Raw genomic sequence first — 22,870 nt, 5'->3', positions numbered from 1 at the left:
TCACGACTTACTTCGCATTTGCTTGGATAGTCTGATTTTCACTAAATCTATTACCGCAGGAGTGTTTCAATTATGGCCTTAAATGAAATCCAGTCAAAGCAATGCGATGATAACACAACCGATTTCTCGGATTTGAAGGCGGTTATTTTCAACACCAGTTTAAAACGCGAAGAAGAAAAATCGCATACACGATTGCTGCTTTCTGTGGCCGGTGAAATCATGTCGCGTAATGGCGTTGAGGTTGATCATATTCACGCCGCTTCGCATCAGATCGCCTATGGTGTCTATCCGGATATGACCGAACACGGTTGGGACCGCGATGACTGGCCGACGCTTTGGGAGAAGGTCTCGGCCGCTGATATTTTGATTATCGGCACACCGATTTGGCTTGGTGAAGAAAGCTCGCTCTGCCGTGTGCTGATCGAGCGGCTCTACGGGATGTCCGGCATGTTGAACGATAAAGGGCAAAGCATATTTTACGGTAAGACGGGCGGTGCGGTTATTACCGGCAATGAGGACGGGATTAAACATTGCGCGATGACCATTTTATATGCGCTCGGCCATCTTGGTTATATGATACCGCCGCAGGCTGACTGCGGCTGGATCGGTGAGGCGGGGCCGGGGCCATCCTATGGCGATGATGTTGAAGGCGAACCGGCAGGGTTTGACAATGATTTTACCCAGCGCAATGCGACGATAATGACATGGAACCTCATGCATACGGCCCGGATGCTCAAAGATGCCGGCGGCTTGCCTAATCATGGCAATGACCGCAATGCGTGGAAAGCAGGCTGCCGGTTTGACTATGAAAATCCTGAACACCGGCAGTAAAGGCGGACGTAATAAGCTTCTGCTCCAAATGGCGATGTGATTTCTTGAAGCGTTTAGAGAAATGGTGCTGCGGAAGAGATTTGAACTCTCGACCTCTCCCTTACCAAGGGAGTGCTCTACCCCTGAGCTACCGCAGCACGGCAGGCGATATCATCGCGGGTGCGGGGCTAATGCCACAAGGCAAACCCTGTTGCAAGATGGTTTTGAACTCTCTTGCACATAGTTGAGCGGCTTTGCAAAGAAAGGCTTTTATTTGGCCCTCGAATACCATATTTGAGACCAGTTATGAGTGACCAAAAGAAAAAAGAAGAAAAAGCCAAACGGCTGGCAGAACAATTGCGTGCCAATCTAGCGCGGCGCAAGAGTCAGGCACGCGCGCGGCGTGCCGGTGAGGGTGATGCGCGCCGCGACGGCATCAAAGCAGCAAAAGCAGAGGATAAAAAGTAATTCCAAGTGTCACGAAGACTTGATTAAGTTTATCGTGCTTTGCTTGTAATGACATTATTGATCTTTGCTTTGCCTTGAACCAACCTATTTGTTGGTCTAAAGCCACGCGCTAGGACAAATAGATGTGGTTTATGGTGACCACTGCAATTTTGGGGCCGCATTTCTTGCGGAAATAAATTATGGACAGCATTCGAGTTGTTGGCGGCAATAAGCTGAACGGAATTATTCCGATTTCCGGCGCTAAGAACGCAGCGTTACCGCTGATGATCGCATCCTTGTTGACGGATGATACACTGACACTGGAAAATGTGCCGGACCTTGCTGATGTTCAGCAGTTGATCCGCATTTTGAGCAATCATGGCGTTGATTATGCCGTGACAGGTCGTCGCCGCGCTGAAGGGCAAAATTATGCCCGTACGGTGCATTTTACAGCGCGTGATATTGTCGATGTTAAAGCGCCTTATGAACTTGTGTCCAAAATGCGTGCGAGCTTTTGGGTTTTGGGTCCATTGCTTGCCCGCACGGGCGAGGCGATTGTATCGCTTCCCGGCGGCTGCGCCATCGGCACACGGCCCGTCGATCTGTTCCTCGAATCGCTCAAAGCTCTTGGCGCGGAGATCGACGTTGAAAACGGTTATGCCCATGCGACCGCCAAGAACGGTCTTGTCGGCACACATTACAAGTTCCCGAAAGTGTCGGTTGGTGCCACCCATGTCATGTTGATGGCCGCCTCACTGGCCAAGGGTGAGACAATCATCGAAAATGCGGCATGTGAGCCGGAAGTCGTCAATCTGGCTGATTGTTTGAATGCCATGGGCGCTAAAATCAGCGGTCAGGGCACAACAACGATCACTGTTCAGGGGGTGACATCGCTTTCGGGTGCGCGTCACCGTGTTATTTCCGACCGGATTGAAACAGGCACCTATGCCATGGCGGTTGGCATGACGGGCGGCGATGTTCTGCTTGCCGGTGCTGATGGATCATTGCTTGAAGCGGCGCTTGAAACATTGCGCCACAGCGGCATGGAAATCACGCAGGAAGATGCCGGTCTGCGCGTGCGCCGAAACGGCAATGGTTTGCTGCCGGTCGATGTGAAGACGGAGGTTTTCCCGGGTTTTCCAACCGATTTGCAAGCGCAATTTATGGGCTTGATGACAAAAGCGGACGGCGTTTCACATATTACGGAAACGATTTTTGAAAACCGCTTCATGCATGTCGCCGAGCTGGCGCGTCTTGGCGCGAATATTTCCCTTTCCGGCCAGACGGCAACCGTAACCGGTGTGCCAGTGCTGAAAGGCGCACAAGTTATGGCGACAGATCTTCGCGCGTCATCAACCATGATTATTGCGGGCCTTGCCGCCGAAGGTGTGACCGAAGTCAGCCGTGTTTATCACCTTGATCGCGGTTTTGAACGTCTGGAAGAAAAATTGCAGGCTTGCGGCGCCGAAGTTGAACGTATGTCGCACTAAGACAGGCTTGCAGATTATGCGGAAATATGACTGTATGTTGCAATGCAGCATTTGCCGTATTAGGGCATAGTTTGAAATAATTATATAAAGGCTCGGGGATGGCCGATCTAAAACTCATAGCTATGGATGGTGCGGACCTCGCGGTCATTTCCGCACATGTGCAGGACGCTGTCTGCAAGCCCGCTATGTTCGATTATTCACCGGCAAAGCGCCAGTTTTCATTGGTATTAAACCGCTTTTCTTGGGATGCCGCGCATAGTGAGCGTAAAGGTACCTACCAGCGCCATGGCTCTGTGCTAACCTTTGCCGGTGTCAATGCTGTACGCACCCGCGACATACAGCGCGGCAGCGACAAGCAGGTTTTGTCTTTGCTTAGCGTGCAGTTTGCTGCTGATAATCCACCGGCTGGCATTATCGAGATTGTTTTCTCGGACGGACCTGTTCTTCAGCTTGATGTTGAATGTATCGAAGTTCGCTTAAATGATCTTGGCTCTGCGTGGGAAACGAAATTCAAGCCGCGTCATCCTTTGGCATAAATTTTAAACCGGAGTGCCGTGTGCCTATTTTTCTGAACGCCAGTAATGCCGAATTCGAGACCCGCTTTAAATCCTTTTTGGGGATGAAGCGTGAGGTTTCTGCTGATGTTGACGCAACCGTGAGCGAAATCATTGATGATGTGCGCGAAAATGGTGATGCGGCACTTAAAAAATATACGCTGAAATTTGACAAGCTGGACTATGATGAAACGCCTATGCGTGTGCCGCAGCAAGAACTTGCGGAGGCGCTTAAAGGCGTTGATGACGAGACAATTGAAGCGCTGACACTGGCGCGTGATCGCATCCGCTCGCACCATGAGCGGCAATTGCCGAAAGACGATCTTTATACAGATCCAATCGGGGTGGAGCTGGGCTCCCGCTGGACAGCGGTTGAGGCCGTGGGACTTTATGTTCCAGGTGGTACGGCATCCTATCCAAGCTCTGTTTTAATGAATGCTGTGCCTGCTGTCGTGGCAGGGGTTGAACGCATTGTCATGGTTGTGCCCTCACTCGGCGGCGCGCTGAACCCGCTGGTTCTTGCGGCAGCGCATTTGGCTGGTGTAACGGAAGTTTATCGGGTGGGCGGCGCGCAAGCTGTGGCTGCGCTTGCCTATGGCACTGAAACAATCGAACCTGTGGCCAAAGTCGTTGGTCCGGGAAATGCCTATGTCGCGGCGGCCAAGCGGCAAGTTTTCGGAACAATCGGCATCGATATGATTGCCGGTCCGTCAGAGGTTCTCGTTGTTGCCGATAAGGATAATGACCCTGATTGGGTGGCGGCCGATCTTTTGGCGCAGGCCGAACATGACAGCGGTGCGCAATCTATTTTGATTACTGATAATGCCGCTTTTGGCGAGGCTGTTAGTGCCGCTGTCGAACGGCAGCTAAAAGCGCTTGACCGTAGTGAAATCGCCACTGCCAGCTGGCAGGACTTTGGCGCCATTATCAATGTGGACGATATTTATTCAGATCAGACATTGAAGCTCATCAACCGGATTGCGGCAGAGCATCTTGAACTTGCCTGTGAAAATGCCGATACATTGGCGGCAAAAGTGCGCAATGCGGGCGCGATTTTTATCGGGCGTCACACACCGGAAGTGATCGGTGATTATGTGGGCGGTTCAAACCATGTTTTGCCTACGGCACGCTCAGCGCGGTTCTCGTCCGGCCTTGGTGTTCTTGATTTCATGAAGCGCACGTCATTGCTGAAGCTTGGGCCGGATCAATTGCGTGAACTTGGTCCTGCTGCTATTCGCTTGGCTGAGGCCGAGGGGCTGGACGCGCACGGACGTTCGGTTTCCATAAGATTGAATCTCTAGAAAGCGCGGGCAATATGTCTTCGGGTGAAATAGAATTTGGTACCAATGATCGTCTGACCGACTTAACGTTCGGCCAGTCTATTGGCCGTTCTACGCCTGATGTCGAGCATGAACGGGCCGTTGCGATTTTCGATGTGCTTGAGAAAAACAATTTCCGGCCGGTTGGCGATGATGTTGTCGAAGGGCCTTACAAGCTGAAACTGTCTGTCATCGACAACAAGCTGGTGCTTGATATTACGCTGGACAAGGATGACAGTGAAGTTGCAACGCATATTTTGTCGCTTGGGCCGTTCCGCCGTATTGTCCGCGATTACTTCATGATTTGCGAAAGTTATTATGAAGCGATCAAGACCGCCTCAACAGCGCAGATCGAGACTATTGATATGGCGCGGCGCGGGGTCCATAATGAGGGTTCTGAAACCCTGATGCAGCGTTTGAATGGCAAAGTGGCTGTTGATTTTGATACAGCGCGGCGTTTATTTACGCTTGTATGCGTTCTGCATTGGAAAGGCTAACGGGGAACCGATTGGCCTTATTGATCATTTTATCTGTTCAAAACGTGTTTCATGTTATAGATGAACGTGAAACACGGACAAATACGTCCAAACTGAAATATTTAAAGGGTGCTGACTAAAGCATGGCAAAAGAAGAACTTTTGGAATTTCCCGGCGTTGTGTCGGAATTATTGCCGAACGCGACATTTCGCGTGAAGCTTGAAAATGATCATGAGATCATTGCGCATACTGCCGGCAAGATGCGTAAAAACCGTATTCGTGTACTCACAGGCGATAAGGTGCTTGTTGAGATGACTCCGTATGATCTGACCAAAGGTCGTATCACTTATCGCTTCAAATAATTTTTCGGGCGAACACACTGAATGAGTGTTTTTCAAAAACTTGTCCTTGCCTCAGGTTCGCCCCGCCGCGTCGAATTGCTGGCGCAGGCCGGTATTGAGCCGGACAGATTGCTTCCCGCTAATGTTGATGAAATGCCGCAACGCGCTGAACATCCGCGTTCGCTGGCGCGCCGTCTGGCCTATGATAAGGCGCACCGTTCGCTTGAAATTATGCGCGAAGACGGTGAAACACTCGAAAACACTTACATTCTGGCCGCTGATACGGTGGTGTCGGTCAGCCGCAATATTTTACCAAAAGCAGAACTGCTGGACGAAGCCTCGCAATCATTGCGGATGCTCTCCGGCCGCGCGCACAAGGTTCATACCGGCATTTGCCTGATAACGCCGAAAGGCAAGTCGCGCTCCAATGTTGTTGAGACGAAAGTGCGCTTCAAGCGTATTCCGCGCGATGAAATGGACGCCTATCTTGCGTCGGGCGAATGGCGCGGCAAGGCTGGCGGTTATGCGATTCAGGGTTTGGCGGGCACATTTGTGGTCAAACTGGTCGGCTCTTACAGCAATGTTGTTGGTTTGCCGCTTTATCAGACAACCAAGCTGCTGAAAGATGAAGGGTTCGACGTGCATTTTAACTGGCTAAGCGGAGCAAACTGATGTCTTCGAAAGTCGAACCGCTGCGTCCAACAGTCAAATGTCCGGAATGTTCGCGTGACAGTGCGCGCGCAACCTATCCGTTTTGCTCTGCCCGTTGCAAAGATGTTGATTTGAACCGTTGGCTTTCCGGTTCTTACGTCATTCCCGGTCCGCAATTATCGGATGAAGATGATTATGAGGCCGTGGATTTTAATCCCGACCTGAAAGATTAATCGCCTACGACTTGATAACGCCATCTCAACGCTTTTCCTGTAGCGTTCCGCAAAACAGGAGTTTTCAATGCGGTTTGCCATTATCGGCACGGGGTTCGTTGCTGATTATTACATGAAAACGCTCGCGCATATGGATGTGCTTGAGCTTGCCGGTGTTTTCGACATTGATCAGGCCCGGCTTTCGCAGTTCTGTGATTATTATTCGGTCAAACCCTATGCGTCGCTGGATGCGGTTTTGCAAGACGAAACTGTTGAATTGATTGCAGTGCTGACAACACCGGAGACGCATTACGATATCGTCTCAGCCGCGCTGGCTGCGGGCAAGCATGTTTATTGCGAAAAACCGCTGGCAATGAATCTTGATGATGCGCGCAAATTAGTTGCGCAGGCTCAGTCAGCGGGGCTGGTTCTAGCGGGCGCGCCAGCCAACGCATATTCAGACGCATTTAAAGCAACCAGTAAGGCGCTTCAGGAAAATAAAATCGGCAAACCCAAGCTTGTCTATGCGGAAATGGAAGACGGAGCGGTTTTCCGTGAAAAATGGCAGGAATGGCGCAGCTGGAGCGGTGCGCCATGGCCCGGCAAACATGAGTTCGAGATCGGTTGCACGCTGGAACATGCAGGTTACAGCCTGTCCTGGCTGATTAGCTTGTTCGGGTCAATCAAACGTATCACAGGCATGTCCGCGACCTTGTTTATGGATAAGGGCGTTGAGATTGCCGCCGCCGACATGGCGCCCGATTTTTCGACGGCAGTTCTGGAGTTTGAAAATGGCGTCATTGCGCGGCTGACATGCGGGCTTTGTGCGCCGAAAGACCGCTCTTTGACCATTATGGGTGAGGACGGCACCTTGACCGTTGCCGATTTGTGGGACCATTCATCGGCAATATTTGTGGAGCGTAAGGATCAACCGCTTTCCTTTATATTCAGGCTTTTCAGGCGGCTTGAAGCGCTGCGTGGCCGCTTTATGGCGGCAAAACCTCACGCGGGTTCCCGATTGAAATATAAGGCGGGCAAAGATGATCACCTGCCTGCCTATCCGTCACGCATTGATTTTGCGGCAGGTATTGATGCGGTCAGGCTTGCTGCGCGAGGCGAGGGGAAGTCACCGGACCAACTGGCCCGCGAGGCGCTTCATATTACCGAAGCTGCCTTGGTACTGAATCGCATTGCCGATCATAATGGCCGCTACGAGATGGTTTCATCGCTTTCACAATAAGTGCCGGTACCAAGTCCGGCTTGCGTCCGCTTGGCACTGCGTTTACAGACCCTTTGTGTCAGTTGGCCGGGCGGCCGCGCCGTATCAATGCCGAAAGGCGTGCGGTGAGGAAAGTCCGGGCTCCACAGAGAACGGTGCCGGATAACGTCCGGCGAGGGTGACCTTAGGGAAAGTGCCACAGAAAGCAAACCGCCTTCAAAGATGTTCGCATCAGGAGGGTAAGGGTGAAAGGGTGCGGTAAGAGCGCACCGCATGGCTGGTAACAGTCATGGCAGGGTAAACCCCACCGGGAGCAAGACCGAATAGGGATGGCGTCAACTTCGGTTGCGCGGCTCTTCGCGAGTCATCCGGGTAGGTTGCACGAGGCGTATAGCAATATGCGTCCCAGATGAATGGTCGCCACGTGCTGATTTCAGCGCCATACAGAACCCGGCTTACAGGCCAACTGACACACTTACCGCAGACAGGTCCGCAAAATTGCGGACCGGCCAGACGTTTAGTGCAGTGGATTTAATGTAGCGCTGCGGTTCTTGTTTTGCCGCGGATCGTCAGCCAGTTATTGGCGTTATTGGAAGCCTGCATACTCAAAAAGCGGTAACGCACCTTGCTCACCGGCTGGACGCGGTTGCTCAAATTATCAAGCATATAGTCGCCCTGATTGGTGCGCACGACCAACACAATATGCGCTTGGCCGTTCGGCAGGCGAACCTTTGTCAGAGGCAATTGCGAGCCTTTAAAGCCGGCCGCCATCATTCTTGAACGTTTCAGGAGTGCGTAATCCTCACAATCGCCCTGACTTTTCGGGATTTCCCAATATTCATTGACGCCGCGACTGTTGATATCAAGCACCGGTTTGATCTGTTTGTTGACCGCAGTATTGATGCGGCGGACTTTGGCCCAACGGCTTTCGGACATTTTTGCGGGCGCAACGGCGCTTTGAGAGCCGCAATGACGGCCGCCGCGTTTGCAATATTCATAATGACCGAAAGGTGTTTTTGATACGCCGCCTGTTTTAAGCCATGTCTTGCCTGATGCAGGCACAGATGCAGCTATGACCGCAACAATTGCTGCTGCCGCAATACGCATTTCAAATTTCAACTTTTGAACCCCCACGTTAGTCCCCACCAACGACATTACAAAGCGTAACAGAAATGTGAGCGGATGCAATATTGTCATAATGGCTAAGATATCCGGCGATTTTCGCCTCATGGTTAACCAATAATAAATGGATTTCGCGCAATTCTAGTGATTCGTTTGGACGTCGATTGGAGTGCCTAAAACACGCTATTCCCGTTGACGCCCATGATCGCCCATGTTACCCCAAGAGGCAGCTTGATTTGCCCGGTTTTCAGTCATGTGCTTCTCAGTTTTTGGTACGGAACGCGCCAGTCGCGAGCCAGCCGCAAAGCGGTTTTTTGCCCGAGCTGAACGCAGTGCCGCAAGGGTTTAGGCTGTTTGTTGCAGGCGTTGCCAGTTTTTGGAAATTTCTCAATTGGTGCCGGCTGTGTGGGGAAGGTTGTTTGCCTGCGTTTCTAACGGACGCTTTGCGGGCGGCAAGTGTGGCAAGTGGAACTGATGGAGCGATTTCTTTCAAATGCGGTCAACCGGATCGATGCCAAGGGACGCGTTTCCGTTCCGGCGCAATTTCGCTCCGTGCTGCAATTGAAGGGTTTGAGCGATCTTTACGCTCTGCAATCCATCGATATGCCCGCAATCGATGCGGGCGGTATGGACCTGCTGGAAAAATACGAAGAAAAAATAGCGCTGGACGATCCGTTTTTGCGCTCGTCAGACGATATGTCGATCTTTTGCCATGGCGATGGCGCATTTTTCAAAGTGGATGGGTCGGGGCGTCTGCAAGTGACGGATTTCATACGCGAGCATACGGGCATCAAGGACCAGATCGCATTTGTGGGACGCGGACAGTTTTTCCAGATGTGGGATCCAGAGCAGTTTGCCGATCATCGCGCACAGGTGCGCGCACGGTTGCTGGAAAAACGCAATCAGGATGCGGGGAAACAAGCATCATGACCGGTAAAACCGATAATCCGTCAAGCGCGGAAGCGCCCCATATTCCTGTTATGTTGCCAGAAGTGCTGGAAGCGCTTGAACCCAATGATGGCAAACATATAATCGATGGCACTTTTGGTGCGGGCGGTTATTCAAAAGCGATTATGGATTGCGGTGCGCGTGTCACCGGTTTTGACCAGGACCCGAATGCGATTGCCGATGCACAGGCTCTGCTATCGGAGCGCGGAGAACAATTGTCTCTTATTCAAGCGCCGTTTTCTTCCATGGACACGCATTTCGAGCCCGGATCCGTTGATGGCGTTGTTCTGGATATCGGTGTTTCATCCATGCAGTTCGATCAGGCCGAGCGCGGCTTTTCGTTCCGCTTTGACGGACCGCTTGATATGCGCATGGCGCAATCAGGTATCAGTGCGGCTGATGTCGTCAATACGTTTGCGGTCAACGACCTTATCCGCATTATTGGTATTTTAGGCGAGGAGCGTCAGGCCAGCCGGATCGCAAAGTCGATTGTTGATGTACGCAAAGACACACCATTTGAAACGACATTGCAACTAGCCAAGCATATTGAAAAAGTGATGCCGCGAAAACACGGCGACAAAATCCACCCTGCAACGCGGACATTTCAGGGTTTGCGCATATTCGTCAATGATGAACTCAATGAGCTGGCGCATGCGCTTTATGCTGCTGAAAAGGTCTTGGCGGTCGGGGGCAAGCTCGTCGTCGTCACATTCCACTCACTCGAAGACAGAATTGTGAAACGCTATTTTCAGGACCGGACCGGCAATGCTGGCGGTTCGCGCTTTTTGCCTGCGTCAGCGCCTTCGCAATCGCTTTACGCGATTGAGGGCAAAGCCATGGTGAGTGCAAGCGAGGGTGAAGCCAGCGTTAACCCGCGTGCGCGGTCGGCAAAATTGCGCCATGGCACGCGCACAGGTGGCCAGCGCGACGATCTCGATTTTTCGATTTTCAAACTTCCTAATCTGCCTTGGCCGCGTTTCAAAGACGCCGGTTCAAATAATTCATTGCGACGGAGACGCTGAAATGATGCGCTGGATAAATCTCTTGTTTCTGGGGCTGGTGATTGCGGCTGCAACATGGACCTATCAGGTTAAACATGAAGCCGAGGAGAAGCTTGCTGAAATTCGCGAGTTGGAGAAAAAGATCGCTCTTGAGCGCGAGACGATCGACCTTTTGAAAGCCGACTGGGCATTTTTGAGCCATCCGTCACGCCTTGAGCGGCTTGTGAAGCGCTACGAGCAGGAACTGGGATTGCGGGTGACAGATTCGAACCAGCTTATTCTTGCTGACGAGTTGCCGGGCGTACCTGTTTTTACACCGGGTGACGGTATCGGAGACATTATCGCAGGCGAAGCGATTGATGATTTGCAAACCGGTTCTATTGAAGAGGGGCAAGGCAATTAAGATGCGATTTCCCTTTATCAAACCGCGATTAAAGTCTGTTGAACAGCACCGAAAACCGGCAATTTCTGCTGCGTCGAGCAGAAACCGCGTCATTATCGCCATGGGCTGCTTTATCGCGGTTTATAGCGTTATTGGCGGGCGGCTTGTTCAATATGGCCTAACCGACATTGATCAAGGGCGCAGTTATGGGTCGGTTGACCGCAATATGGCCGCGCGGCCAGATTTGGTTGACCGCAATGGTGTCATTATGGCGTCCGATATTCGTGTCGCGTCGCTTTATGGAGAGCCGCGCCGCATTATTGATCCGGATGAAGCCGTTGAGGCGCTATCGACCGTTTTACCGGATGTGGACTATAAGGAATGGCATCGAAAGCTGTCATCGGGCGCCGGTTTTGTTTGGCTGCGCCGGGAAATTACACCCAAGCAGCAGGCACAGGTTCTGGCGCTGGGTATTCCCGGCATCGGCTTTCGAAACGAAACCCGCAGATTCTATCCTGGCGGGCCGAATACCGCTCACATTCTCGGCCTTGTTGATATTGATAATGCCGGTATTTCCGGCATTGAAAAATATATCGACAATCAGGGCGTCGGCACATTGCAGGAATTGGGGCTTGATGTCTCTGCCGAACTGCCGCCGGTAAAATTGTCCATCGATGCGGGTGTTCAGCACATTGTGCGTGACGAACTGGTGCGTGCGATGGAAAAATACAGAGCCATTGCCGCCGGTGCCGTGATTTTAAATGCGAATACCGGTGAAGTTGTCGCCATGTCTTCGGTCCCTGATTATGATCCGAACAATCCGTTTAACGCCAATGACAAGGACCGGCTGAACCGTATGGCGGCCGGTACCTATGAAATGGGATCGACGTTCAAAGCGTTTACAACCGCCATGGCGCTCGACAGCGGCAAAGTCACGTTAAACAGCCGTTTCGACGCAAGTAAACCGATCAAGATCGCGCGATTTACGATCAATGATTTCCACGGCAAAAAGCGCGTGCTGACTGTACCGGAAGTGTTCATCTATTCTTCCAACATCGGCACAGCGAAAATGGCTGATGTTGTTGGGATTGACGGGCATCGCGCGTTTTTGAAAAAGCTTGGCCTTCTGGACATGCTGAAAACCGAATTGCCGGAAACCGCACGGCCGCTTGAGCCTAAAGAGTGGAAGAAGCTGAACTCTATCACGATCTCTTTCGGTCACGGTGTCACGACAACACCGCTGCAGACAGCGATGGCGGCTGCCGCACTTGTTAATGGCGGCAAGCTGATCAATCCGACCTTCCTGCCGCGCACGAAAGAGCAGGCCGATGCAATCAGCGAGCAGGTGATTTCGGCCAAAACAAGTGCCGAAATGCGCTATCTTTTCCGCTTGAATGTGGAGCAGGGATCGGGCCGCAATGCTGAGGTTGAAGGTTTTTATATGGGCGGCAAAACAGGAACGGCTGAAAAGGTTGTCAATGGACGATATTCCAATGATGTGCGCTTCAATGCCTTTCTGGCGGCATTTCCGATCGATGACCCTGAATATGTGATTTTAACGATTATTGATGAGCCGAAACCCGAAGAAGGCAATTATAGTGCGACAGCCGGTTTGAACGCTGCGCCGATGGTTGAGGCGATTATTCGCCGGTCAGCTTCTTTGCTTGGTATACAGCCAAAATTTTATACGGACCGAGAGGCCTTACAAGTGTCGTATTAAGCAGCGTATAAGCCGAACAGATTTCACTGATTCCGAGACAAAGATGTTCTTAACCCAATTATCTCCTATCCTTAATAATGCACTGGAACTGAAGTCAGGTGCCGTATTGCCTGAAATTGAAGCCAATGGCGTGAGTGCGGATTCACGCGAGATTTCAGCCGGTGAAATTTTTGTTGCTTTATCCGGTGTAAAAACAAACGGCGCGCAATTTGCTTTGGACGCAGTTGAAAAAGGGGCGCTGATTGTTGTGTGCGGCCCGAATGATGATTTGGGTGATATTGGTGTGCCGGTTCTGCATGTTCCGGACCCGCACCGCACTCTGGCGCTTCTGGCGGCAGCTTTTTACGGTCCGCAACCTGAAACTGTGGTTGCTGTTACAGGAACAGCGGGCAAGACTTCTGTGGCGGCATTTGTGCGACAGATTTATACATTTGCAGGTGTGCAAGCGGCCAGTATCGGGACAACAGGCATTGAACGGCCGAGCGGCGTTATTGAAGGTTCGCTGACGACGCCTGATCCCGTTGTTCTACACATAGAAATGCGTAACCTGGCTGCTGAGGGTGTAACCCATGTTGCTATGGAAGCTTCCAGCCACGGGCTGACACAGCGCCGCCTTGACGGTGTGAAACTGGCTGCTGCCGCCTTTACCAATCTTGGCCGTGACCATATGGATTATCATCCAACGGTTGATGATTATCTGGCCGCGAAGATGCGTCTGTTCGATACGCTGATGGCGCCAAAGTCTCCGGCTGTTATTTTTGCTGATGATGCCTATTCGGAAAAAGCAGTCAATGCCGCAGCGAAAGCCGGTTTGTCTGTCATGACTGTGGGCCGCAAGGGTGATTACATTACGCTCAAGCGCGTTGAGCATGAACGGCACCGCCAAATCGCTGAAGTTGCGCATGATGGCAAAATCTATCGTATTGAGTTGCCGCTTGCCGGAGATTTTCAGATCGCCAATGCATTGGTCGCCGCCGGACTGTGTATCGCAACCGGCGTTGACGCTGCCACCGCATTTAAGGCGCTGGAAGAATTAAAAGGCGCACCGGGCCGGTTGGAACATGTCGACACCACCAATAATGGTGCTTTGGTTTATGTGGACTATGCGCATAAACCCGAAGCGTTGGAGCAGGTTTTACTCTCTGTTCGTCCTTTCACAACAGGCAAGGTTGCCGTTGTTTTCGGGTGTGGCGGGGACCGCGACACAGGCAAGCGTCCGATTATGGGTGAAATCGCAACACGGCTGGCCGATGTTGTTTATGTGACCGATGATAATCCGCGAACTGAAGATGCTGCGCTCATACGCAAAGCTATTATGGATGTGAGCGAAGGCGCGATGGAGATCGGCGACCGCCGTGAAGCAATCCGTACAGCCATTTCAAACCTTGGCAAAGGCGATACACTTGTTATTGCAGGCAAGGGACACGAAACAGGCCAGACGATCAATGGCGTGAAGCATCCGTTTTCTGATCATGAAGAAGCGCGTATTGCCATTGAGGAAGTTGGTCCGGTTGGTGACATGCCATTGTGGACCGGCAAAGCAATGGTCGATGCCATGAACGCACGTCCGGTGCATGGCGTTCCTGAGGAAATTACAGGCATCTCAATTGATACGCGCACATTGCAAAAAGGTGAGGCCTTTTTTGCTATCAAAGGCGACCGTGTTGACGGGCATGATTATGCCACTGCTGCAGCGGCAGCCGGTGCAGCCGTATTGGTGGTTGACGAGAAAAAACTGCCCGCGCTTGGCCGGATCCAAACGCCGCTCATGGTTGTTGACGATGTTCTTTATGCGATGGAGCTTTTGGGCAGAGCCGCGCGGGCGCGTTCAAAAGCCAAAATCATCGCGGTGACCGGTTCTGCCGGTAAAACCACGACAAAGGACGCGCTTGCCCATGCGCTTGAAGGTTGCGGAAAAGTCCATGCCTCGGCAGCGTCATTTAACAATCATTGGGGCGTACCGCTGACTTTGGCCCGTATGCCGCAGGAAACCGATTTTGGTGTTTTTGAAATCGGGATGAACCATGCCGGTGAAATAACGCCGCTTTCAAAAATGGTGCAGCCACATATTGCCATTGTCACGCTGGTTGCGGCAGCGCATATGGGACATTTTAAAACCCTTGATGAAATTGCCCACGCCAAGGGCGAAATCTTTAGCGGCCTTGTGCGTGGCGGTACGGCTGTCATCAATCGGGATGACAAGCGCTTTAAACTGTTGAGCGAAATCGCAGAGCAGTCCGGCGTGAAAAATATTGTCGGATACGGTTCAAACCGGCGCAGCGATGTTGTGCTTAAAAATGCGGAATATCTGGAAGATTGCTCGACCGCGATTGCCAAGGTTTTCGGGCAGGAAGTTGCTTTCAAAGTTAGCGTGCCGGGCAAACATGTGGTTCAGAACATGCTGGCCGTGCTCGCCACCGCTCATTTGATTGATGCGGATATGAGCAAAGTCAGCCATTCTCTGGCACGTCTGACCGCATCAAGCGGGCGTGGCCGCCATTATGAATTGAAGGTTGGTGACGGGACGTTCACGCTGATTGACGAGAGCTACAATGCCAACCCTGCCTCTATGGAGGCGGCGCTTGAAACATTGGCGTCGATGAACCCGAAAGGGCGCGGCCGCCGCATCGCTGTTCTGGGTGACATGCTCGAAATGGGCAAATTCTCGCAGAAGCTCCATGCGGCCCTTGCCGATCCGCTAACAAGGCTGGGCATTAAAGATGTCTATCTTGCCGGTTCAGAAATGAACGCGCTTGAAGCGGCTCTTGGCGATGAATTCAACACGCGCTATTTCGATGATGCCGATATGCTGGCCGAAGAGTTTGCCACCGTTCCGTCTGCCGGAGATGTGATCATGATTAAGTCGTCCAACGGCATCAGGTTTTCAAAAATTGTTAAATCGCTTTTGAAAGCGTATAGCGCTGCGTAACATGAGGGTAACGCTGCGTCGCAGCGGTTTAGGGGAATTCAATAATGCTATACTGGTTGACGCAATTTGCTGATCAGTTTCAAGTTCTTAACTTGTTTCGATACATCACCTTCCGCACCGGTGGCGCACTGATTACGTCCGCCTTTATTGTGTTTCTGTTTGGCCCGCGCATTATCGCGGCGCTTAAATTGCGGCAGGGCAAAGGTCAGCCTATTCGCGCTGACGGACCGCAAACCCATTTGAAAAAAGCAGGCACGCCGACAATGGGCGGCCTGATGATACTTGTCGGCATCATTGTGGCGACATTGCTTTGGGGCAATCTCAGCAACACTTATGTGCAAGTTGTCATGATGGTGATGATCGGTTTCGGCGCAATCGGCTTTTATGATGATTATCTCAAAGTGACCAAACAGTCCGACAAAGGATTTTCCGGCAAAATGCGCCTCGGCCTTGAGTTTATCATAGCCGGTATTGCTGCCTATGTGATTATGCGTGCCGGCGGCGAGCCGTTTTCTTCAAGTCTCGCATTTCCGTTTTTCAAAGACTTCCTGATTAATCTGGGAATCTTTTTCATTCCTGTGGCTGCATTCGTTATTGTTGGTGCGGGTAATGCGGTGAATTTGACCGATGGCCTTGATGGCTTGGCGATTGTGCCAATCATGATCGCGGCGGGTGCATTCGGTATTATTGCCTATTTGTGCGGTAACGCGATTTTTGCCGATTATCTTCAAATTCATTTTGTGCCGGGCACAGGTGATCTGGCCGTTGTCATGGGTGCCCTGATGGGCGCGGGGCTTGGCTTTTTATGGTTCAATGCACCACCGGCAGCGATTTTTATGGGGGATACCGGTTCGCTGGCCTTTGGCGGATTGATCGGCACTGTTGCTGTTGCCACCAAGCACGAGATCGTCATGGCTATTATTGGCGGTCTGTTCGTCATGGAAGCGCTCAGCGTTATCATTCAGGTCGGCTATTTTAAGATAACCGGCAAGCGCGTGTTCTTGATGGCACCTATTCACCACCATTTTGAAAAGAAGGGCTGGACGGAAAGCCAAGTTGTTATCCGTTTCTGGATCATAGCGCTCATTCTGGCGCTGATCGGTCTTTCCACACTCAAACTGCGTTAGGTCACCACGATGATCAAACTTACAGTCATGGCCGCTAAAAAAGTCGCTCTTTTTGGTTTGGGCGGCTCTGGCATCATGACTGCCGAGGCTCTTGTTGCCGGCGGCGCGGAAATTTATGCTTGGGATGATAATCCGGATAGTGTGGCGCGCGCACGGGCCAAAGGCATTAATTGTGTCGATTTGCATGAGTTGAACTGGGGGAAGATAGACAGTTTTGTACTCTCGCCCGGTGTGCCGCTCACCCATCCCAAGCCGCATTGGTCGGTTGATCTGGCGCGCGGCGCTGATGTGGAAATCATAGGCGATGTCGAGCTGTTTTGCCGTCAGCGCCGAGAAGCGCAGACCACCGCGAAATTCATCGCCATTACAGGTACGAACGGCAAATCAACAACAACAGCACTGGTTGCCCATTTGTTTAGACAATCAGGACGCGATGTTCAGATGGGCGGCAATATCGGTGTTCCCGTTCTTGCACTGGAAGAGCCGCAAGACGGCCGTGTCTATGTGATTGAATGTTCATCCTACCAGATTGATCTGGCACCATCTCTTGACCCCGATGTCGGCATATTGCTCAATTTATCGCCGGACCATTTGGACCGTCACGGCTCAATGGAAAATTATGCCGCGATTAAAGAACAGCTTGTTGCCAAATCGGTGCAGGCTGTCATTGGCGTTGGCGATCAATGGTCGGCTGCGATTGCCGCACGTATTGAAAACGCGATGCTTGTTGATGTCGAACAATATGGTGCCATGCTTGATCTGAGCGATGCGCCATCACTGCGCGGCGCGCATAATATGCAGAACGCATTGGCCGCGACCGCAGCGGGGCGAATTCTGGGCCTTGAGCCGGAAGAGATGATGGCGGCGCTCAAATCCTTTCCGGGACTTGCGCACCGCATGCAAATTATTGCCGAACGCGGAAAAACCAAGTTCGTCAATGACAGTAAAGCGACCAATGCCGATGCGGCGGAAAAATCGCTTTCAAGTTTTGTTTCTATTCACTGGATCGCGGGCGGACTTGCAAAAGAAGGCGGTATTGAACCGCTGCGTCCTTTGTTCGGCAATATTGTAAAAGCATATCTCATCGGTGAAGCGGCCCCTGCGTTTGCGGCGACACTGGGCGAAGATGTGGCTTATGAGATTTCCGCAACGCTTGACGTGGCCGTAAAACATGCGGCAGCGGATGCGGCGCAAAGTTCGCACCATGAACCTGTGGTACTCTTGGCACCGGCGGCAGCAAGTTTTGACCAGTTTTCAAATTTTGAAAAACGTGGCGAAGCTTTTGTCGCAGCGGTTGAAAAACTGCCACTTGAAGGCAAAGTGGAAGGGGAAAGCTAATGTATGGACGCAGTGACCGTAGTGCAGGCGCAGAATGGTGGCGGACCGTTGACAGGTGGTTGCTGGTCGCATTTCTAGCACTTATCGGCTTTGGCATGGTTCTGTCCTTTGCCGCCAGCCCGAACGTGGCCGAGCGTATCGGCCTTGACAGCTTCCACTTTGTTAAACGTCATGCTGTGTTTTTGCTGCCTACGATTGCTGTCATGATCGCCGTCTCTTTTCTTGATGAGCGACAGGTCAGGCGGCTTGCACTGGTCGTGCTTGCAGGATCGATTGTATTTATGGTTATGGCGCTGTTTTTCGGCGTTGAAATTAAAGGTTCACGGCGCTGGGTCAGCATTCTCGGTTTTCAGCTTCAGCCCTCGGAATTCATGAAACCTGCCTTTGTGGTTATTTGCGCATGGATGTTTGCGGAACGCCAGCGGCGACCGGACATTCCGGGCAATCTGTTTGCGGGAATTTTGTTCATCGCCATTGTCGGGCTTTTGGTGGCGCAGCCGGATCTGGGACAGACGATTTTGCTGGCCGGTACATGGGGCGCAATGTTCTTTATGGCCGGCATGTCATGGTTATGGATTGCTGTGCTTGGCGGCATCGGCGCAGTGGGTCTTGTGTTTGCCTATTACGCGCTGCCGCATGTGGCAGGCCGTATTGACCGCTTCCTGACCGGCGAAGGCGATACCTTTCAGGTGGATATGGGCCGCGAGGCGATTGTGCGTGGCGGCTGGTTTGGGCAGGGGCCAGGCGAGGGCACCGTAAAGCGTGTTCTGCCGGACAGCCACACAGACTTTATTTTCTCTGTTCTTGGCGAAGAATATGGCATCATCCTGTGCATGGTTTTGGTGGCGGTTTTCGCCTTTATCGTGTTGCACGGTTTAAAACGCTCTTTTGGCGAAACAGACCATTTCCGGCGCTTTGCCGTTTCCGGCCTTGTTATCCTGATCGGGTTTCAATCGATGATCAATATTTCGGTTAATCTGCAACTAATGCCGGCAAAAGGCATGACATTGCCATTTGTTTCCTATGGCGGCTCGTCGATGATCGCTGTTGCGCTGACAGCCGGATTTCTGCTGGCTCTGACACGAAAACGCCCAGAATCGCGCGCAGGGAAAGTGCGCTTCCATTCGTCTATGGAAGGCGGTTTGGAAGCAGCGGAGTAAGCGATGACAAAAGGTGTAATTCTTCTTTCGGCAGGTGGTACTGGTGGCCATTTGTTTCCTGCCGAAGCCCTTGCTCATGAACTGAATAAACGCGGATGGACAATTCATCTGGCAACAGACAAACGTGCGCAGCAATATACGGCCAATTTTCCCGCTTTACAGACACATGTGATTGATGCGGCATCGCCATCGGGCGTCAACCCGATCAAGATCGTCAAGGCGGTGCTGACCCTGATGAAAGGGATGGTCACGTCAAAACGGTTGATCGGAGACTTGAAACCCAGAGCCGTTATTGGCTTTGGCGGTTATCCGACAGTGCCGCCGCTTATAGCTGCCAGCGGCAAAATGCCAACGATGATCCACGAGCAAAACGCTGTTGCAGGCCGCGCCAACAAAATGCTGGCCAAGCGTGTCACTCTGATTGCGGGCGGGTTCCTGAAGGCAAAAGGTGAATTTGCCGACAAGATTGTTGAAACGGGTAATCCGGTCCGCCCGGCGGTGAAAGAGGCGAGCGAAAAAGCCTATGCTCCTATCGGCAAAACCGGTCCTATAAATCTTGTGATTTTTGGCGGTAGCCAAGGCGCCCAGTTCTTTTCCAAAACAATTCCCGCCGCATTGGCCAAGATGCCAGAGAGCTTGCGCAAGCGGATCCATTTGACACAGCAGGCACGGCCGGAAGACGAAGATGAAGCACGCGCCGCCTATGCGACGCTTGGTGTGAAAGCCGATGTCTCGCCGTTCTTTTCCGATTTGCCGCGCCGTATCAGCGATGCACATCTGGTTATGGCGCGTTCGGGCGCATCAACGGTGTCAGAAATCGCAGCGATCGGCCGTCCTGCGATTTTTGTCCCTTATCCGCATGCGCTCGATCATGATCAGGCAGCCAATGCCGCAGCGCTGGAAGCGGTTGGCGGTGCCAAGGTGATGCGGCAGGGAGATCTTGATGCCGATATCATTGCACGCGAATTCGAACAATTGATTCAATCTCCTGATGTGCTCGCCAAAATGGCGGCGGCCGCAAAAGCGGCTGGCAAACCACGGGCCGACATCTTGCTTGCAGACCTGACAGAGGCTATTGCGTCAGGAAAGACAGTTGCAGAGCTTAAAACGACGCAACCGTAAATATTCAACGCCTCAAAATTTCGGAACGACATAATATGAAAATGCCGCAAAATATCGGACTGGTCCATTTTGTTGGAATTGGCGGGATTGGTATGAGCGGCATTGCCGAAGTGCTGCATAATCTTGGCCATAAGGTTCAGGGTTCTGATCAGGCAGATGGCCCGAATGTTCAGCGTTTGCGCGAAAAAGGCATTGAAGTCTTTGTCGGCCACTCCTCAGCCAATATCGGCGACGCGCAGGTTGTGGTCGTGTCGACCGCGATTAAAAAAGATAATCCGGAGCTGATCGCCGCGCGTGAAAAATTGCTGCCTATCGTTCGCCGTGCGGAAATGCTGGCGGAAATTATGCGGTTTCGAAATGCGATCGCGATTGGCGGAACGCACGGCAAGACCACAACCACCTCAATGGTGGCAACCCTTTTGGATGCGGGCGATCTTGACCCGACTGTGATCAATGGCGGCATTATCAACGCTTACGGTACCAATGCCCGCATGGGCGAGGGCGAGTGGATGGTTGTCGAAGCTGATGAAAGCGATGGCACATTTTTGAAACTGCCAGCGGATGTGGCCGTAATCACCAATATCGATCCGGAGCATCTTGATCATTACGGCTCATTTGACAATGTACGCAAAGCGTTCCTTCAGTTTGTAGAGAATGTCCCGTTTTACGGCTTTGGCGTCTGCTGCATTGATCACCCTGAAGTGCAATCACTGGTCTCGAAAATTTCGGACCGGCGCGTTATCACTTACGGTACAAACCCGCAGGCCGATGTACGCTATACGCATAAGGGCATGGACGGTGCGACCTCCATTTTCGATGTTGAAATCCGCAACCGCAAAGGCGGTGAAACCGTGTCGCTGACCGGTTTGCGCCTGCCAATGCCAGGAGCGCACAATGTGTCGAATGCAACGGCTGCGATTGCTGTTGCGCACGAGCTTGGCATGTCTGCGGAAAACATCACCAAAGGGCTCTCTGCCTTCGGCGGTGTAAAGCGCCGCTTTACCCATACCGGCGACTGGAACGGCGTTTCTGTTTTTGACGATTACGCGCATCATCCGGTTGAAATCAAAGCGGTGCTGCAAGCGGCACGCGCGGCGGCCGGTGACAAACGTGTCATCGCCGTCATGCAGCCGCACCGCTATACGCGTTTGCATGATTTGTTTGATGATTTTGCCGCCTGTTTTAACGATGCCGATATCGCGCTTGTTGCTCCTGTTTACGAAGCAGGGGAGGACCCGATCGAAGGGGCGAGCCACACTAGCTTGGTCAGCCGCATGAAATCGGGCGGACACCGTGACGCGCGGGCTATTTCAGGGCCTGCCGATGTGGCTTCAATTGTCCGTTCGGAAGCATCTGAAGGCGACTATGTTTTGTATTTGGGTGCAGGTTCTATCACCCAGTGGGCTTATGCACTGCCACGTGAACTGGCGGGTGGTGAGGCCTGATGTCTATCAATAGTGAAGCTTTACTGGAACGGTTGCGTCCTCTTGTGCCTGATTTGCGCGGAAGGCTAACGCCCGATGCACCCATGAGTGCTGTAACCTGGTTTCGTACTGGCGGACGCGCGGAAGTTCTCTATCAGCCTGCCGATGAAGACGATCTGGCGATGTTTATGGCCGCCCTGCCGGATGATGTGCCGGTTCTTGTTGTTGGTGTCGGGTCCAATTTGCTGGTACGCGACGGTGGCTTGAAAGGCGTTGTTATACGCTTGTCCGCGCGCGGGTTCGGCAATATCGAGACTGTCGGTGACACACAGATCAAATGCGGGACTGCGGTGCCGGATAAAATGCTTGCCAGTGCGGCGCGTGATGCCGGCTTAGGCGGTTTTCACTTCTACCATGGTATTCCAGGCGCAATTGGCGGCGCGCTACGCATGAATGCAGGTGCCAATGGCACAGAAACACGCGAACGCGTTGTTGAGGTTTATGCCGTTGATCGCAATGGTAAAAAACACACGCTTTCAAATGCTGATATGGGCTATTCCTACCGCCACTCGGAAGCTGCCAAAGAATTGATTTTTACCGGCGCGCTGTTTGAAGGTTACAGCGAAGATAAAGCCATCATCCAGAAACAGATGGATGAGGTTCAGCATCACCGTGAAACGGTTCAGCCAGTAAAGGAAAAAACCGGCGGCTCTACTTTCAAAAATCCGGAAGGTCATTCAGCGTGGAAGCTGGTTGACGAAGCGGGTTGCCGCGGCTTGATGGTGGGCCAAGCGCAAATGTCGCCGATGCATTGTAATTTCATGATCAATACGGGCGGCGCAACCAGCCATAATCTTGAGTCGCTTGGCGAAACCGTGCGTACGCGCGTGCTTGATAATGCCGGTATTCGCCTTGAGTGGGAAATCAAAAGGCTTGGTGAATTTGCAAGTGATCAGGAGCCGGTGCAGGAATTCCTCGGCCGTATGCTTTAAAGCATTCTGTTTCATTCAAATCTCTTAAATTTAACCGTCAGTTTTTTTGTCTGATGCGGTGAAAATACCTATTGGCCTTTGTTTGA

22 protein-coding genes, 1 tRNA gene, 1 other RNA gene and 1 pseudogene are annotated in these 22,870 nt (G+C 52.2%); 23 read left to right on the top strand and 2 right to left on the bottom strand.

Annotated features, from left to right (window positions below; genetic code table 11):
• The first annotated feature begins 72 nt into the window (after window positions 1–72).
• The gene (locus SU32_RS01045) at window positions 73–831 is read left to right on the top strand and encodes a flavodoxin family protein (protein ID WP_053997453.1); all 759 of its coding nucleotides are present in this window, start codon (window positions 73–75) and stop codon (window positions 829–831) included.
• Window positions 832–893: 62 nt separating this feature from the next.
• Here SU32_RS01045 and SU32_RS01040 read toward each other — a convergent pair.
• Window positions 894–968: transfer RNA gene (locus tag SU32_RS01040), tRNA-Thr, on the bottom strand.
• A 148-nt stretch (window positions 969–1,116) separates the two neighbouring features.
• Between SU32_RS01040 and SU32_RS17375 the strand changes: the two genes are divergently transcribed.
• The 10 genes from SU32_RS17375 to rnpB all read left to right on the top strand — a co-directional run bounded on the left by SU32_RS17375 (window position 1,117) and on the right by rnpB (window position 7,993).
• The gene (locus SU32_RS17375) at window positions 1,117–1,278 is read left to right on the top strand and encodes a hypothetical protein (RefSeq protein WP_211097646.1); all 162 of its coding nucleotides are present in this window, start codon (window positions 1,117–1,119) and stop codon (window positions 1,276–1,278) included.
• 179 nt (window positions 1,279–1,457) lie between these two features.
• The gene (murA, locus tag SU32_RS01035; RefSeq protein ID WP_053997452.1) at window positions 1,458–2,747 is read left to right on the top strand and encodes a UDP-N-acetylglucosamine 1-carboxyvinyltransferase; all 1,290 of its coding nucleotides are present in this window, start codon (window positions 1,458–1,460) and stop codon (window positions 2,745–2,747) included.
• Between the two features lie 98 nt (window positions 2,748–2,845).
• Entirely contained in the window at window positions 2,846–3,283 is a 438-nt protein-coding gene (locus SU32_RS01030) for a DUF2948 family protein (protein WP_053997451.1), read from the top strand.
• A 20-nt stretch (window positions 3,284–3,303) separates the two neighbouring features.
• Window positions 3,304–4,602, top strand: a complete 1,299-nt coding sequence (gene hisD, locus SU32_RS01025) for a histidinol dehydrogenase (protein ID WP_053997450.1) — start codon at window positions 3,304–3,306, stop codon at window positions 4,600–4,602.
• A gap of 29 nt (window positions 4,603–4,631) precedes the next feature.
• Window positions 4,632–5,117 (top strand): UPF0262 family protein, encoded by a 486-nt coding sequence (locus tag SU32_RS01020; RefSeq protein ID WP_211097651.1) that lies wholly within the window; start codon window positions 4,632–4,634, stop codon window positions 5,115–5,117.
• A 122-nt stretch (window positions 5,118–5,239) separates the two neighbouring features.
• Window positions 5,240–5,458 carry a translation initiation factor IF-1 gene (infA, locus tag SU32_RS01015; protein ID WP_018688439.1) on the top strand — a complete coding sequence of 73 codons (219 nt, stop codon included), beginning with the start codon at window positions 5,240–5,242 and terminating at the stop codon, window positions 5,456–5,458.
• A gap of 21 nt (window positions 5,459–5,479) precedes the next feature.
• On the top strand, window positions 5,480–6,109 hold the full coding sequence (locus SU32_RS01010) for a Maf-like protein (RefSeq protein ID WP_053997448.1): 630 nt from the start codon (window positions 5,480–5,482) through the stop codon (window positions 6,107–6,109).
• Window positions 6,109–6,321 (top strand): DNA gyrase inhibitor YacG, encoded by a 213-nt coding sequence (gene yacG / locus SU32_RS01005; RefSeq protein WP_053997447.1) that lies wholly within the window; start codon window positions 6,109–6,111, stop codon window positions 6,319–6,321. Before SU32_RS01010 ends, yacG begins: the two co-directional genes overlap by 1 nt.
• 67 nt (window positions 6,322–6,388) lie before the next feature.
• Entirely contained in the window at window positions 6,389–7,540 is a 1,152-nt protein-coding gene (locus SU32_RS01000) for a Gfo/Idh/MocA family protein (RefSeq protein ID WP_053997446.1), read from the top strand.
• A gap of 58 nt (window positions 7,541–7,598) precedes the next feature.
• An RNA gene (rnpB, locus tag SU32_RS01535) (RNase P RNA component class A) lies at window positions 7,599–7,993 on the top strand.
• A gap of 57 nt (window positions 7,994–8,050) precedes the next feature.
• Here rnpB and SU32_RS00995 read toward each other — a convergent pair.
• Window positions 8,051–8,638, bottom strand: a complete 588-nt coding sequence (locus SU32_RS00995; RefSeq protein WP_160316276.1) for a transglutaminase-like cysteine peptidase — start codon at window positions 8,636–8,638, stop codon at window positions 8,051–8,053.
• 477 nt (window positions 8,639–9,115) lie between these two features.
• Between SU32_RS00995 and mraZ the strand changes: the two genes are divergently transcribed.
• From mraZ to murB, 12 genes and pseudogenes are all read left to right on the top strand, one after another.
• On the top strand, window positions 9,116–9,571 hold the full coding sequence (mraZ, locus tag SU32_RS00990) for a division/cell wall cluster transcriptional repressor MraZ (protein WP_053997444.1): 456 nt from the start codon (window positions 9,116–9,118) through the stop codon (window positions 9,569–9,571).
• Window positions 9,568–10,611, top strand: coding sequence for a 16S rRNA (cytosine(1402)-N(4))-methyltransferase RsmH (rsmH, locus tag SU32_RS00985; protein WP_053997443.1), 1,044 nt, complete (start codon window positions 9,568–9,570; stop codon window positions 10,609–10,611). Before mraZ ends, rsmH begins: the two co-directional genes overlap by 4 nt.
• Before the next feature lies 1 nt (window position 10,612).
• A complete protein-coding gene (gene ftsL / locus SU32_RS00980) occupies window positions 10,613–10,993 on the top strand; it encodes a cell division protein FtsL (RefSeq protein WP_053997442.1) in 381 nt (126 codons plus the stop codon).
• Window position 10,994: 1 nt separating this feature from the next.
• On the top strand, window positions 10,995–12,692 hold the full coding sequence (locus SU32_RS00975; protein WP_245625466.1) for a peptidoglycan D,D-transpeptidase FtsI family protein: 1,698 nt from the start codon (window positions 10,995–10,997) through the stop codon (window positions 12,690–12,692).
• Between the two features lie 43 nt (window positions 12,693–12,735).
• Window positions 12,736–14,190: pseudogene (locus tag SU32_RS17480) on the top strand (UDP-N-acetylmuramoyl-L-alanyl-D-glutamate--2,6-diaminopimelate ligase); the annotation flags it as partial.
• A 21-nt stretch (window positions 14,191–14,211) separates the two neighbouring features.
• Window positions 14,212–15,621: a UDP-N-acetylmuramoylalanyl-D-glutamyl-2,6-diaminopimelate--D-alanyl-D-alanine ligase gene (locus SU32_RS17475; RefSeq protein ID WP_201454849.1), complete on the top strand. Its 1,410-nt coding sequence runs from the start codon at window positions 14,212–14,214 to the stop codon at window positions 15,619–15,621.
• Window positions 15,622–15,665: 44 nt separating this feature from the next.
• A complete protein-coding gene (mraY, locus tag SU32_RS00965) occupies window positions 15,666–16,748 on the top strand; it encodes a phospho-N-acetylmuramoyl-pentapeptide-transferase (RefSeq protein ID WP_053997439.1) in 1,083 nt (360 codons plus the stop codon).
• Window positions 16,749–16,757: 9 nt separating this feature from the next.
• Window positions 16,758–18,086 (top strand): UDP-N-acetylmuramoyl-L-alanine--D-glutamate ligase, encoded by a 1,329-nt coding sequence (gene murD / locus SU32_RS00960; protein WP_053997438.1) that lies wholly within the window; start codon window positions 16,758–16,760, stop codon window positions 18,084–18,086.
• Window positions 18,086–19,246, top strand: coding sequence for a putative lipid II flippase FtsW (ftsW, locus tag SU32_RS00955; RefSeq protein ID WP_053997437.1), 1,161 nt, complete (start codon window positions 18,086–18,088; stop codon window positions 19,244–19,246). Before murD ends, ftsW begins: the two co-directional genes overlap by 1 nt.
• 3 nt (window positions 19,247–19,249) lie before the next feature.
• Window positions 19,250–20,368 (top strand): undecaprenyldiphospho-muramoylpentapeptide beta-N-acetylglucosaminyltransferase, encoded by a 1,119-nt coding sequence (gene murG, locus SU32_RS00950; RefSeq protein WP_053997436.1) that lies wholly within the window; start codon window positions 19,250–19,252, stop codon window positions 20,366–20,368.
• Window positions 20,369–20,403: 35 nt separating this feature from the next.
• The gene (gene murC, locus SU32_RS00945; protein ID WP_053997435.1) at window positions 20,404–21,813 is read left to right on the top strand and encodes a UDP-N-acetylmuramate--L-alanine ligase; all 1,410 of its coding nucleotides are present in this window, start codon (window positions 20,404–20,406) and stop codon (window positions 21,811–21,813) included.
• On the top strand, window positions 21,813–22,784 hold the full coding sequence (gene murB / locus SU32_RS00940) for a UDP-N-acetylmuramate dehydrogenase (protein ID WP_053997434.1): 972 nt from the start codon (window positions 21,813–21,815) through the stop codon (window positions 22,782–22,784). Before murC ends, murB begins: the two co-directional genes overlap by 1 nt.
• Window positions 22,785–22,870: the final 86 nt, after the last annotated feature.

This window comes from Ahrensia marina, assembly GCF_001293565.1.
Taxonomy (GTDB): Bacteria; Pseudomonadota; Alphaproteobacteria; order Rhizobiales; family Rhizobiaceae; genus Ahrensia; species Ahrensia marina.
This window is presented reverse-complemented; position numbering and strand designations above follow the sequence as displayed.

What these genes read in the sequence shown, in the direction of transcription:
- SU32_RS01045 (WP_053997453.1), top strand. Translation starts at nt 73, where the DNA reads ATGGCCTTAAATGAAATCCAGTCAAAGCAATGCGATGATAACACAACC.
- SU32_RS17375 (WP_211097646.1), top strand. Translation starts at nt 1,117, where the DNA reads ATGAGTGACCAAAAGAAAAAAGAAGAAAAAGCCAAACGGCTGGCAGAA.
- murA (WP_053997452.1), top strand. Translation starts at nt 1,458, where the DNA reads ATGGACAGCATTCGAGTTGTTGGCGGCAATAAGCTGAACGGAATTATT.
- SU32_RS01030 (WP_053997451.1), top strand. Translation starts at nt 2,846, where the DNA reads ATGGCCGATCTAAAACTCATAGCTATGGATGGTGCGGACCTCGCGGTC.
- infA (WP_018688439.1), top strand. Translation starts at nt 5,240, where the DNA reads ATGGCAAAAGAAGAACTTTTGGAATTTCCCGGCGTTGTGTCGGAATTA.
- SU32_RS01010 (WP_053997448.1), top strand. Translation starts at nt 5,480, where the DNA reads ATGAGTGTTTTTCAAAAACTTGTCCTTGCCTCAGGTTCGCCCCGCCGC.
- yacG (WP_053997447.1), top strand. Translation starts at nt 6,109, where the DNA reads ATGTCTTCGAAAGTCGAACCGCTGCGTCCAACAGTCAAATGTCCGGAA.
- SU32_RS01000 (WP_053997446.1), top strand. Translation starts at nt 6,389, where the DNA reads ATGCGGTTTGCCATTATCGGCACGGGGTTCGTTGCTGATTATTACATG.
- mraZ (WP_053997444.1), top strand. Translation starts at nt 9,116, where the DNA reads ATGGAGCGATTTCTTTCAAATGCGGTCAACCGGATCGATGCCAAGGGA.
- rsmH (WP_053997443.1), top strand. Translation starts at nt 9,568, where the DNA reads ATGACCGGTAAAACCGATAATCCGTCAAGCGCGGAAGCGCCCCATATT.
- ftsL (WP_053997442.1), top strand. Translation starts at nt 10,613, where the DNA reads ATGATGCGCTGGATAAATCTCTTGTTTCTGGGGCTGGTGATTGCGGCT.
- SU32_RS00975 (WP_245625466.1), top strand. Translation starts at nt 10,995, where the DNA reads ATGCGATTTCCCTTTATCAAACCGCGATTAAAGTCTGTTGAACAGCAC.
- SU32_RS17475 (WP_201454849.1), top strand. Translation starts at nt 14,212, where the DNA reads ATGCCATTGTGGACCGGCAAAGCAATGGTCGATGCCATGAACGCACGT.
- mraY (WP_053997439.1), top strand. Translation starts at nt 15,666, where the DNA reads ATGCTATACTGGTTGACGCAATTTGCTGATCAGTTTCAAGTTCTTAAC.
- murD (WP_053997438.1), top strand. Translation starts at nt 16,758, where the DNA reads ATGATCAAACTTACAGTCATGGCCGCTAAAAAAGTCGCTCTTTTTGGT.
- ftsW (WP_053997437.1), top strand. Translation starts at nt 18,086, where the DNA reads ATGTATGGACGCAGTGACCGTAGTGCAGGCGCAGAATGGTGGCGGACC.
- murG (WP_053997436.1), top strand. Translation starts at nt 19,250, where the DNA reads ATGACAAAAGGTGTAATTCTTCTTTCGGCAGGTGGTACTGGTGGCCAT.
- murC (WP_053997435.1), top strand. Translation starts at nt 20,404, where the DNA reads ATGAAAATGCCGCAAAATATCGGACTGGTCCATTTTGTTGGAATTGGC.
- murB (WP_053997434.1), top strand. Translation starts at nt 21,813, where the DNA reads ATGTCTATCAATAGTGAAGCTTTACTGGAACGGTTGCGTCCTCTTGTG.